This window comes from Streptomyces sp. NPDC001443 (assembly GCF_053597355.1).
On the sequence record NZ_JBSFIA010000034.1, the window covers coordinates 1 to 12,061 of the forward strand.

A 12,061-nucleotide genomic window follows, 5' to 3' on the forward strand; every position below is an offset into this window, starting at 1 on the left:
CGCCGTCCTCGTCGGGCAGGGCGAGGGCGCCTAGCCAGGGTTCGTCGCCGGGCTCGATACCGGCGTCCCGGACCAGGGCGAGGACGATGTCGGCCCCGCCCCCTCGGGTCGTGTCCGGAAACCGGCCGGAGCCCGTGCGCCCCTCGCGCGCCGGGGGATCACTCCCATGTCTACGGAAAAGATCCGGACAACCACACAAAGCTACGAATCGGCCGGGTCCACGCGTGGACCCGGCCGGGGCGTCCGGCTGCCACGGCCGGTTCGCCCACAGTTCCCCGGCCGTTCCCCCGGCGCCGGGAGGGCCGTGGTCCACCCGTCCCCGGCCCGCCTTCCCCTCGCCCGCGTCCACCGCCCCCGACCGGGACGGCGCCGCCTCGACGCCCCTGCCCACCCCGCCTCGACCAGCAGGTTCGGGACCGGGAGGCGATCGGGGGCCTGCCCGGCCAACGGTCGGGAACATCGGGGAGCGCTCACGCGTTCGATCTAAAAGCACCGCGCTCGTGCTGATCGAGGGTCGGTCCGTGCGGGAGGAACACGGCAGTCGGCCGGCGTCGGCCCAGCGGCCCGCGTCCGGACACGCCGACCTGCCGACCGTCCGCGCCCCCGGCGGCAGCCGGGTCCCGGCGGCCCCGTCGGACACGCCCGTCACCGGTCCCGGAGGGCGCCCGACCCTGCCCATCAGCCCGTTCGTCCCGCGCGAGGGGAGTGAGGCTCCGAAAGTCCGGCCGATTGATCCACTGGCGAGAACTGTGAGGTCCGACCCGACGCGATGTGTCGCCGATGTGACGGCCGCCTGAAACGGTTTGCCGAACATGCGTAGGGTGCAGAGAACTCATCAGGAGGAGTGCGCGCGGACCCTCGCGCACGGACGACCGGGCGACGAGCGGAGGAGGCAGCGGGCGCGATGGGCGACCACAAGGAACAGCCCCTGCGGGTGGGCGCGGCCGTGCGGCGGCGCCGTCGCGCGCTGGAGCTCACCCTTGCCGTCGTGGCCGAGCGGAGCGGCCTGTCGGTCCCCTTTCTGAGCCAGGTCGAGAACGACCGGGCGCGCCCCAGCAGAAGCTCCCTGGAGAAGGTCGCCGACGCCCTGCGCACCACCGCCGTCGAGCTCCTGGCCGCCGCCGACCCGGCGTGCAGCGTGGACGTCGTGCGCGCCGAGGACACGGTGCCGGACGCCGGACCCCAGGCCCGGTCGCTGGTGCGCGGGCACCACCAGATGCACGCCTCGGAGTTCACCGGCGACCACGAGGCGGGCCGCGAGATCCAGTACCGCAACGACCAGCTGATGTACGTCGCCGACGGCGCGGTGGAGATCGAGGCCGAAGGCCGCGCGTACCGCCTCGGCCGCGGGGACACCCTGTACCTGACCGGCGGGGTGCGCCACCGGTGGCGGGCGACCGTGCCGGACACCCGTGTGGTCGTGGTGGCGGTGGCGGAGCACGTCGAGGCCGTCCAGGACAGGCGCGGCAGGCGGCGGTAGAGCGTGCGGATCGTCTCGCTGGTGCCGTCCCTCACCGAGGCGGTGGCCGTGTCCCTGCCCGGCGCCCTGGTCGGTGTCACCGACTGGTGCACCCACCCCGCCGGCCTCGACGTGGTCCGCGTCGGCGGGACGAAGAACCCGAAGACCGAGCGGATCCTCGCCCTCGCGCCCGACCTGGTGGTCGCCAACGAGGAGGAGAACCGCGCACCGGACCTGGACGCGCTGCGCTCGGGCGGTGTCGAGGTGCTGGTGACCGAGGTGCGGGACGTGCCGCAGGCCTTCCGTGAACTGGACCGGGTGCTGCGGGCCTGTGGGGCACGGAGCCGGCCGCGCTGGCTGGACGAGGCGGAGGCGGCCTGGGCGGCGCCGACGACCGCGGCCCCGGGACTCACGGCCGTCGCCGCAGGACGTACGACCGCCGTCGTGCCCGTGTGGCGCCGCCCCTGGATGGTCCTGGGCCGTGACACCTTCGCCGGTGACGTGCTCGCCCGCCTGGGCGTCGACCACCTGTACGCGTCCCACCCCGAGCGCTACCCGCGCGTCCCCCTGGAGGAACTGCGCGCCGCCCGGCCGGACCTCGTCGTGCTCCCCGACGAGCCCTACCGGTTCACCCCCGACGACGGCCCCGAGGCCTTCCCCGGCCTGCCCTGCGCGTTCGTCAGCGGACGGCACCTGACGTGGTACGGGCCGTCGCTCGCCGAGGCGCCCCGGGCGCTGGCGTCGGCCCTGCGAGCAGCACACCGCTGAGCAGGCCGCGGACGGTGTGCACGGCCACCGTCGCCCAGGCGCCCACGAGGACGACGTACAGCGCGACCGCGAGCCAGTCGAAGGCGGCAAGACCGGTGTGCCGGGCCAGCGCCGCGGCGCCGGTGACACAGGTGCCGACCGGGAAGGTGAAGGCCCACCAGGTCATCGCGAAGCCCATCCCGTGCCGGTGGGCCCGCAGACACAGGGCGGCGGCCAGACACAGCCAGAGCAGCGCGAACCCCAGGACGGGGACGCCGTACAGGACGGTGAAGCCCGCGAAGGCCTGCTCGTACGGGGCCTGGACGACCCCCGGCGCGGCGTCCGCGACGTTCCCCACGGCTGTGGTGGACTGGCCGAGCGGGCCGAGCACCAGGAACAGGGTCGGGGTGAGCGCGAGCGGCAGCGGCCCGCCGGTGAGCAGCCGGCCGAAGATCAGCGGCAGCATCAGCAGGGCCGCCAGCAGACTCAGCCCGAACAGCGCGAAGCAGCCCAGCAGCAGCGTCTCCCGGGGCTGGCCGGGCGGCAGATGCGGCACCAGCAGCGGTCCGAGCGCGGCGGACACCGTGGGCGCGACGACCGGCAGCAGCCACACGGGCGTCGCCTGCCCCGGCTCGATCCGATGGTGTACGACCATGAGGTACGGCACCGCGACGGCTGCCGCCAGGCCTACGACGGTGCCGGCGGTGAAGAGAACCGTGTCGAGGGCGACCGCGGCCTCCGTTCCGATCACGTCCCGGCCGACCGTGACGGCGCCCCCGCCCACGGCCAGCAGCGCCATGGCCAGACAGCCGTAGAACGGGGCCGCCGCGGGATCGAGGAGATGAGCGCGGGCCTGGTCCCGATGGTGGGTCCAGTGCAGGGCACGGGCGGTCAGCAGGGTCACCAGCAGAGCGAACGACAGAACCCACACGACCGCGCAGACGGCACGCAGACCGGGAACGTGGACGGGCAGCCCCGCGCCCGCCGTGGCCACGATGGCGGTGCCCATGACGGAGGCGTACCAGTTCGGGCCGAGGTGGCGGACCGCCGCGACACGGACCGCCGGACGGGACAGTGGAAGGACATCGGTGACCATGCCTCCACCATCCCCCCGCCCATGGCCCGCGACCAGGGCCGATGTGCCTATGGGGACATAAGGTGGGCTTATGAGCGAGACGAGCGGCCCGGGCTGGGCCCGGGAACAGGGGGATTCGATCGCCCACCGCGTCCCGGACCTCGGCGCCCTGGAACTGCTGTTGGCGGTGGCCCGGCTGGGCAGCCTCGGCGCGGCCGCGCGGGAACTCGGCATCACCCAGCCCGCCGCCAGCAGCCGGATCCGCTCGATGGAACGCAGACTGGGCCTGGCGCTGGTGGACCGGTCGCCGCGCGGCTCCCGGCTCACCGGCACCGGAGCGCTGGTGACCGACTGGGCGCGCCGGGTGGTGGAGGCGGCGGAGGCCTTCGACGCGGGCACGCAGGCGCTGCGCGATCGCCGCGACTCCCGGCTGCGGGTGGCGGCGAGCATGACGATCGCCGAGTACCTGCTGCCGGGCTGGCTGCTCGCGCTGCGCGCCCAGCGCCCCGACACCGCGGTGTCGCTGCTGGCCGGGAACTCGGCGTCGGTGGCGGAACGGCTGGTCGCGGGGGAGGCGGACCTCGGCTTCGTGGAGGGGCTGGACGTCCCGCCCGGCCTGGACTCCGCGGTCGTCGCCCACGACCGGCTGATCGTGGTGACGGCGCCCGGCCACCCCTGGGCCCGCCGCAGACGTGCGCTGGACGCCGAGGAACTGGCCGCGGCCCCGCTGATCCTGCGGGAGACGGGCTCGGGGACCCGGCAGGTCCTCGACGCGGCCCTGGGCGGCCTGGCCCGCCCGCTGCTCGAGCTGTCCTCGACGACGGCGGTGAAGGCGGCGGCGGTCGGCGGGGCCGGGCCCGCGGTGCTGAGCGAACTGGCGCTGGGGGAGGAACTGGCGATGCGCCGCCTGGTGAGCATCCCGGTGGAGGGCGTCCGGCTGCGACGGGATCTGCGGGCCGTGTGGCCGACGGGACACCGTCCGGCGGGCCCGGCCCGGGACCTGCTGTCCCTGACCCGCGGCCCGTCCCCGGCCACCCCGCCCCCGAACCGCTAGGTCCGCGTCGGTCGAAACCTGTTGCGGCCCGGTTCAGGACGCGGCGGTGACCAGGGCCCCCAGCACGCGCAGATCCTCGCCCATCTCCGGGTGCCACTGCACGCCCAGCACCCACCCCGCCGAGGCGGGCAGCTCGATCGCCTCGACCGTGCCGTCCGCCGCGTACGCCGACGCGACCAGGTCCGTGCCCAGCCGGTCCACCGCCTGGTGGTGATACGTCGGTACGGCCGTCTCCTCCGGCACGATCCCCGCGTACCGCGTGCCCGGGACCGGCTTGACGGGGTGCAGGCCGAAGGCGCCGACCACCTCCGCGTGCCCGTCGAGATGCTGGACGAGGGTGCCGCCGGCCGCGACGTTCAGCAGTTGCATGCCCCGGCAGATGCCCAGCAGCGGCACGCGGGCGGCGAGCGCGGCCTCGATCAGGGCCAGCTCCCAGGTGTCCCGGGCGCGCGCGGGCGGTCCCGTCCGGGGGTCGGGTTCCGCTCCGTAGCGCACCGGCTCGACGTCCGGACCGCCCGCGATCACCAGCCCGTCGAGACGTGCCACGGTCGCGGCGGCATGTTCCGGCCCGTCCGGCGGCAGCATCGCCGCAAGGCCGCCGGCCCGCTGGACGAGTCGCGGATACCCGGCCGGCAGCAGCGCCGCCTCCAGTTCCCACACGCCCCAGCGCACCGCGGGCTCCAGATACGTACTGACACCGATCAGCGGTCTGCGCGCCATGCGCCCTCCCACTCCGTGCAATGGATTGCCTCCATACCTTTGCCGAGGTCACCCGTGCGCGGCAAGGGGTCCGGGCCGCCGTCCGGGGCACGGGCCCGGGTCCGCACGCCGCGAACCACCGTCGTCCCCGCGGCCGCCGTCCGGGGGTCTCACGCCAGGAACCCCCGCAGCAGCGCCGCCGTCCCCGCGCAGTGCTCCCGCGCGATCTCCCGTGCCGCGTCCGCGTCCCCGTCCAGGACCGCCTCGACCAGGGCGCTGTGCTGGCGCTGCGAGTGCTCCAGGTTGCGCACGAGCAGCGGGATGCAGTCCAGCAGGTCGTTCACCGTGGCCCGGACGGCCGCGTACCGCGCGGCCAGCGACGCGGAGCCGCACAGCTCGGCCAGGGTGAGGTGGAGCAGCGTGTCCCGGCGGCGGTACTCCGCGAGCGGCGCGTCGTGCGTGCGGGCCAGCGCCTCGCGCAGCCGGGCCGCCTGCTCGTCCGTCAGTCCGTGCGCCGCGCACAGCCCCGCCGCGCCGACCTCCAGCACCTCACGGAAGCGCAGCACGTCCTCGATGTCGACCTCGGCGATCCGGCGGCGCAGCTCGTCCTCGCCGCCGGCGTCCGCGCGCGGCAGCACGAACGTCCCGCCGTAGCGGCCCCGGCGGGGCTCGACCAGCCCCTGGTCCTGGAGCACCTTCAGCACCTCGCGCAGCGTCACCCGGCTGATCCCGAGCCGCTCCGCCAGCTCCCGCTCGGCCGGCAGCCGTCCGCCGCCGGGCACCAGGCCCAGCCGGACGACCTGGAGGATCTGCTCCAGCGCCTCCTCGAAGCCGTTGCCCGCCCGCACCGGCCGCAGCACCGGCGCGAGACGGTCGTCCGGTCCTTCGGCGGCCGGTCTCTCCGGGTCCGTGCCGTCCGTGCCCCGCGACATGCGACCGCACCCCCTTCCCAAGCAATGGTTCCCGGCAATACCTTATGGCTTCCGGTTCGGCGAAGGAGGCCCCCGTGGCAGACCGCACGCCGCCGCTGAGCGTCGAGGAGCTGCGGGCCCTCGTCGCGAGCGGTGAGATCGACACCGTCGTCCTGGCCTTTCCCGACATGCAGGGCCGGCTCCAGGGCAAGCGGTTCGCCGCCCGGTTCTTCCTCGACGAGGTCCTGGAGCACGGCACCGAGGGCTGCAACTACCTCCTGGCCGTCGACACCGAGATGAACACCGTCGACGGCTACGCGATGTCCTCCTGGGAGCGCGGCTACGGCGACTTCGCCCTGCACCCCGACCCGGCCACGCTGCGCCGGGTGCCCTGGAACGCCGGCACGGCCCTGGTGATCGCCGACCTCGCCTGGGAGGACGGCTCGCCCGTGGTCGCCGCGCCCCGGCAGATCCTGCGCCGCCAGCTGGACCGGCTCGCCGAGCACGGGTACACCGCCCAGGTCGGCACCGAGCTGGAGTTCATCGTCTTCAAGGACACCTACGAACAGGCCTGGGACGCCAACTACCGGGGGCTGACCCCGGCCAACCAGTACAACGTCGACTATTCGGTGCTCGGCACCGGCCGGATCGAGCCCCTGCTGCGCCGCATCCGCAACGAGATGGCCGCCGCGGGCCTCACGGTCGAGTCCGCCAAGGGCGAGTGCAACCCCGGCCAGCACGAGATCGCCTTCCGCTACGACGAGGCCCTGGTCACCTGCGACCAGCACGCCGTCTACAAGACCGGAGCCAAGGAGATCGCCGCCCAGGAGGGCGTCTCGCTGACCTTCATGGCCAAGTACAACGAGCGCGAGGGCAACTCCTGCCACATCCACCTCTCGCTCGCGGCCGCGGACGGCACCAACGCCATGGCGGGCGGCGCGGACGACCCGGGCGGCATGTCCGAGGTCATGCGCCACTTCCTCGCCGGACAGCTCGCCGCGCTGCGTGACTTCTCGCTGCTCTACGCCCCGAACATCAACTCCTACAAGCGCTTCCAGCCCGGCTCCTTCGCGCCGACCGCCGTCGCCTGGGGCCATGACAACCGCACCTGCGCCCTGCGCGTGGTCGGCCACGGCCGCTCGACGCGGTTCGAGAACCGGCTGCCCGGCGGTGACGTCAACCCGCACCTCGCCGTCGCCGGACTGGTCGCGGCCGGGCTGTACGGCATCGAGCACAAGCTGGAGCTGCCCGAGGCCTGCGCGGGCAACGCCTACACCGCCGGATACGCGCAGGTGCCCACCACCCTGCGCGAGGCCGCCGAACTCTGGGCGGACAGCCCGATCGCCCGGGCCGCCTTCGGCGACGAGGTCGTCGCGCACTACCGCAACATGGCCCGCGTCGAGCTGGAGGCCTACGACGCCGCGGTCACCGACTGGGAGCTGCGCCGCTCCTTCGAACGTATGTGAGGCCCTTCTTGTCCCACGAGCACGAGCCCGAGCAGGAACGCGAACCCGAGCAGGAGCACGCGCGGGAACACGAACTCCAGGTACGCAACCCCGCCACCGAGGAGGTCGTCGCGACCGTACCGGCCGCCACCGCGGCCGACGTGGACGCGGCGGTCGTACGCGCCACCCGGGCGCAGGAACGCTGGGCCGCCCTCGCGCCCGGCGACCGGGCCCGGCTGCTGCGCCGGTTCGCCGTCACGGTGGACGAACACCGGGAGGAACTGGCCCGGTCGGAGGTCCTGGAGGCCGGACACACGATCGGCAACGCCCGCTGGGAGGCGGGCAACGTACGCGACCTGCTCGACTACGCGGCCGGTGGTGTGGAGCGGCTGACCGGGCGTCAGATCCCGGTGGCCGGCGGCCTGGACGTGACGATCCTCGAACCGCTCGGCGTCGTCGGCGTGATCGCGCCCTGGAACTTCCCCATGCCCATTGCGGCCTGGGGCACCGCGCCCGCGCTCGCGGCGGGCAACGCGGTGATCCTCAAACCCGCCGAGACGACCCCGCTGACCGCCCTGCGGCTGGCCCGACTCGCCCTGGAGGCAGGGCTGCCGCAGGACCTCTTCCAGGTGCTGCCCGGCCACGGCCCCGTCGCGGGCGCCGCGCTCGTCGAGCACCCCGGCGTCGCGAAGATCGTGTTCACCGGGTCCACGGCCGTCGGCAAGCAGGTGTGGGCCAAGGGCGCGGACCGCCTCAAGCGCGTCACCCTCGAACTCGGCGGCAAGAGCCCGAACATCGTCTTCGCCGACGCCGACCTCGAAGCCGCCGCGGCCGCCGCCCCCATGTCCTTCCTCGACAACTCCGGCCAGGACTGCTGCGCCCGCACCCGCATCCTCGTCCAACGCCCGGTGTACGAACGCTTCCTGGACCTCCTGACGCCCGCGATCGAGTCCGTACGCGTGGGCGACCCGGCCGACGAGCAGACCCAGATGGGCCCGCTGATCTCCAGGCCCCAACTGGAACGCGTACGGTCCTACGTCGACCCGGACGCGCCCGGCATCCGCGGCAAGGCCCCCGAGGGCCCCGGCTACTGGTTCCCGCCCACCGTCCTCACCGGCGTCGACCCGCGCGCCCGGGTGGCCGTCGAGGAGGTCTTCGGACCGGTCGCCGTCGTCCTCCCCTTCGACGACGAGGAGCAGGCCGTGGCGCTCGCCAACGCCACCGACCACGGCCTCGCCGGCTCCCTGTGGACCCGGGACGTCGGCCGCGCCCTGCGGGTCTCGCGGGCCGTGCGGGCCGGCAACCTCTCGGTCAACTCCCACTCCAGCGTCCGCTACTGGACCCCGTTCGGCGGCTTCAAGCAGTCCGGCGTCGGCCGCGAACTCGGCCCCGACGCCCTCACCGCCTTCACCGAGACCAAGAACGTCTTCATCAGCACGGAGGGCCCCGCACAGTGACCGCACTGACCCCTGACGCCGTCTGCCGCCGACTGGTCGGCCGCACCGCCGTCATCACCGGAGCCGGCAGCGGCATCGGCCTCGCCACCGCCCGCCGACTCGCCTCCGAGGGCGCCCACGTCGTCTGCGCGGACGTCGACGAGACCCGCGGCAAGGCGGCCGCCGAGGAAGTCGGCGGGATCTTCGTGAAGGTCGACGTCACCGACCCCGAGCAGGTCGAGGCCCTGTTCAAGACGGCCTACGACACCTACGGCAGCGTCGACGTCGCCTTCAACAACGCGGGCATCTCGCCGCCCGACGACGACTCCATCCTGGAGACCGGCCTCGAGGCCTGGAAGCGCGTCCAGGAGGTCAACCTCACCTCCGTCTACCTGTGCTGCAAGGCCGCCATCCCCTACATGCGCCGCCAGGGCAAGGGCTCCATCATCAACACCGCGTCCTTCGTGGCCCGGATGGGCGCGGCCACCTCCCAGATCTCGTACACCGCCTCCAAGGGCGGTGTCCTGGCGATGTCCCGTGAACTCGGCGTGCAGTTCGCCCGTGAGGGCATCCGCGTCAACGCCCTGTGCCCCGGCCCGGTCAACACCCCTCTGCTCCAGGAGCTGTTCGCCAAGGACCCGGAGCGGGCCGCCCGCCGTCTGGTGCACATCCCCCTCGGCCGGTTCGCCGAGGCCGAGGAGATCGCCGCCGCCGTCGCGTTCCTGGCGAGCGACGACTCCTCCTTCGTGAACGCCAGCGACTTCCTGGTGGACGGCGGGATCTCGGGCGCGTACGTCACGCCCGTGTGACCTGCCCGCCGAGCCCCGCTGAGCTGACGAGAGGGCCGGAATCCTCGGATTCCGGCCCTCTCGCGGGTACTTGCAACTCGCGGGTACTTACAGGAAGGTGTGCCCCTCGCCCCGGTACGTCGGCACGGTCGCCGTCACCGCGTCACCCTCGATCAGGTGCAGCACGTCGAACCGCTCGCACAGCTCACCGGCCTTCGCGTGCCGGAACCACACCTTGTCGCCGATGAGCAGATCGTCGGCGGGGGAGCCGAGCAGCGGGGTCTGCGCCTCGCCGGGCCCCTCCTGCGGGTCGTAGCGCAGGCCTTCGGGCAGGTACGGCACCGGGAGCCGGTCGCGTCCGGCGGCGCCCGAGGCGGGATAGCCGCCGCCCAGGACGGTCACCACCCCGACCCCCGGCCGCCGCACCACGGGCTGGGCGAAGAGGGCGGCCGGACGCCCGCTGAAGGACGTGTAGTTGTCGAACAGCCTCGGCACGTACAGCCCGGAACCGGCCGCGACCTCGGTGACCGCGTCCTCGGCCACCGTGGACTGCACGCTGCCGGTGCCGCCGCCGTTGACGTACTCCAGGTCGGGCACGACGGCCCGGACCGCCCGTACGACCGCCGCGCGCCGCTCGGCCAGCTCCCGGCGGGCGGTCGTCTGCATCAGCCGCACCGCGCGCGAGCGCAGCGGCCGGCCGGCCACCGAGTCCCCGACACCGGCTATGTGACCCTCGTACGCCATGATCGCGACGACCTTGAACCCCGGCCGCTGCTGCACCGCGCGCGCCAGGTCGGCGAGCTGCTCGGAGGAGTGCAGCGGGGACCGGCGGGCGCCGACCCGCACCCGGCCGCCGAACAGCTTCAGCGCGGTGTCCATCTCCAGACAGACCCGCACCACTTCGCTCCCGCCGGCCCGGGCCGCGTCGATCAGGTCGAGCTGTGCGACGTCGTCGATCATCACGGTCACGGCGGCCGCCAGCTTGGGGTCGGCGGTGAGCTCCGCGTAGGCGGCGCGGTCGACGGAGGGGTAGGCGAGCAGGACGTCGTCGAAGCCCGAGCGCGCCAGCCAGAGGGACTCGGCGAGGGTCAGGGACATGATGCCCGCGAAGCCGTCCTTCGCCAGGACTCGTTCGAGCAGGGCCCGGCAGCGGACCGACTTGCTGGCGACCCGGATCGGCTTGCCGCCCGCCCTGCGCACGAGATCGTCCGCGTTGGCGTCGAAGGCATCCAGATCGACGATCGCGAGGGGGGCGTCGAGGTGGGCGGTGGCCCGGTCGTAACGGGCCCGGTCGGCAGCGCGCGCAGTCATGCACGAAGACTGCCAGACAGGATTACCGCAGGGTAGGGGGACGATCCGGGCAGATGCCCCGGCGTCGTGGACTGGTTCCCGTCCGGCCTCGAACAAGCCGTAGAGTGACGCGCACGCACGGAGGATCCGACGCCGGTCGCAGGTCCGCGCCGGGATGACGGCCCGTCCGTGCGGGTATGCGTGCCCGAGGCGAAGCGACAGCGTCGCGGGCAGGCCGGGCGTCGGCCGTACGACGGCCCGCGCACGAGAGCGACGGCCCGGGTACGAGGAAGCGGGGGGTGCATGAGCACGGAAGCGCGCCGCGCCCCCGTTCCACCACGGCCCGGCACGCCCCCGTCCTCCGGTCCCGACGGTGTCCCCGGTGCCACTGGTCCGACCGGTTCGAACGGCTCCTCCGGTGCCACCGACGAGCCGGTGGACGCGGGCACGTCGTCCGAACCCGGTCCGGGTCCCCGGCCCGCCCCCGCGAACGACCCGTCACCCGGGACACCGCAGCACTCCGCCACGCCCCCGCCGTCGGGCGCCGCGCCCGAGACCCCCCGGGCTCCCAGGGCTTCCGCCGGGTCCACGCCGGTCGGCGCGCCGGGCTCCGCACCGACGCGCTTCGGGCAGGCCGCCGCGCCCGCGCCGACGCATGGCCCGTCGTCCCCGGCGCGCACCGGTACCGGCGTGCCCGCCCAGGGTGGCGGCGATACGGCCGGTACGGACCCTTCACCGGCCGGTTCTCCCCGGGCCGGGGCGGCGCGCTTCCCGAGCTTCCCGTCCGCCGCTGCCGGCCCCCGCGCCGACCGGGCCTCCACGCCACCGCCCCCGCCCGCCGCCAGGGCACGCTTCCCGGAGGCTCCGCCGTCGGCCGCCACGCGTCTGCCGGAGGCTCCGTCGTCGGCCGGGACCCGCCTGCCGGACGCGCCTCCGTCGGCTGCTACGCGCCTGCCGGATGCCCCGCCGTCGGCCGGGACCCGCCTGCCGGATGCGCCTCCGTCGGCTGCTACGCGCCTGCCGGATGCCCCGCCGTCGGCCGGGACCCGCCGGCCGGAGACCCCGCCGTCGGCCGGGACCCGCCTGCCGGATGCGCCTCCGTCGGCTGCTACGCGCCTGCCGGATGCCCCGCCGTCGGCCGGGACCCGCCGGCCGGA

The 12,061-nt window shown here is 74.4% G+C and carries 10 protein-coding genes; 6 read left to right on the top strand and 4 right to left on the bottom strand.

The window, feature by feature from the left end:
* The first annotated feature begins 904 nt into the window (after positions 1 to 904).
* Complete coding sequence (locus tag ACWC24_RS29500; RefSeq protein WP_450665933.1) at positions 905 to 1,480, top strand: helix-turn-helix domain-containing protein; 576 nt, start codon at positions 905 to 907, stop codon at positions 1,478 to 1,480.
* A gap of 3 nt (positions 1,481 to 1,483) precedes the next feature.
* Positions 1,484 to 2,227, top strand: coding sequence for a helical backbone metal receptor (locus tag ACWC24_RS29505; protein ID WP_450665934.1), 744 nt, complete (start codon positions 1,484 to 1,486; stop codon positions 2,225 to 2,227).
* Here the strand turns inward: ACWC24_RS29505 and ACWC24_RS29510 are convergent.
* A complete protein-coding gene (locus ACWC24_RS29510; RefSeq protein ID WP_450665935.1) occupies positions 2,139 to 3,302 on the bottom strand; it encodes a TDT family transporter in 1,164 nt (387 codons plus the stop codon). The genes ACWC24_RS29505 and ACWC24_RS29510 overlap by 89 nt on opposite strands.
* A 70-nt stretch (positions 3,303 to 3,372) precedes the next feature.
* On the opposite strand from ACWC24_RS29510, the gene ACWC24_RS29515 reads away from it, so the two are divergent.
* A complete protein-coding gene (locus ACWC24_RS29515; protein ID WP_450665936.1) occupies positions 3,373 to 4,335 on the top strand; it encodes a LysR family transcriptional regulator in 963 nt (320 codons plus the stop codon).
* Between the two features lie 33 nt (positions 4,336 to 4,368).
* Here ACWC24_RS29515 and ACWC24_RS29520 read toward each other — a convergent pair whose 3' ends face one another.
* Positions 4,369 to 5,055 carry a gamma-glutamyl-gamma-aminobutyrate hydrolase family protein gene (locus ACWC24_RS29520; protein ID WP_450665937.1) on the bottom strand — a complete coding sequence of 229 codons (687 nt, stop codon included), beginning with the start codon at positions 5,053 to 5,055 and terminating at the stop codon, positions 4,369 to 4,371.
* A 149-nt stretch (positions 5,056 to 5,204) separates the two neighbouring features.
* Entirely contained in the window at positions 5,205 to 5,966 is a 762-nt protein-coding gene (locus ACWC24_RS29525; protein WP_450665938.1) for a FadR/GntR family transcriptional regulator, read from the bottom strand.
* A gap of 74 nt (positions 5,967 to 6,040) precedes the next feature.
* Between ACWC24_RS29525 and ACWC24_RS29530 the strand changes: the two genes are divergently transcribed.
* Genes ACWC24_RS29530 through ACWC24_RS29540 form a run of 3 tightly spaced genes read left to right on the top strand, consistent with a single transcriptional unit; the run spans position 6,041 to position 9,635 of the window.
* Positions 6,041 to 7,411 carry a glutamine synthetase family protein gene (locus tag ACWC24_RS29530; RefSeq protein ID WP_450665939.1) on the top strand — a complete coding sequence of 457 codons (1,371 nt, stop codon included), beginning with the start codon at positions 6,041 to 6,043 and terminating at the stop codon, positions 7,409 to 7,411.
* 8 nt (positions 7,412 to 7,419) lie between these two features.
* On the top strand, positions 7,420 to 8,847 hold the full coding sequence (locus ACWC24_RS29535) for an aldehyde dehydrogenase family protein (protein WP_450665940.1): 1,428 nt from the start codon (positions 7,420 to 7,422) through the stop codon (positions 8,845 to 8,847).
* 5 nt (positions 8,848 to 8,852) lie between these two features.
* Complete coding sequence (locus ACWC24_RS29540) at positions 8,853 to 9,635, top strand: 3-oxoacyl-ACP reductase (protein ID WP_450666027.1); 783 nt, start codon at positions 8,853 to 8,855, stop codon at positions 9,633 to 9,635.
* Between the two features lie 87 nt (positions 9,636 to 9,722).
* Here the strand turns inward: ACWC24_RS29540 and ACWC24_RS29545 are convergent, their stop codons facing one another.
* Positions 9,723 to 10,925, bottom strand: a complete 1,203-nt coding sequence (locus tag ACWC24_RS29545) for an amino acid deaminase/aldolase (protein ID WP_450665941.1) — start codon at positions 10,923 to 10,925, stop codon at positions 9,723 to 9,725.
* Between the last annotated feature and the right edge of the window lie 1,136 nt (positions 10,926 to 12,061).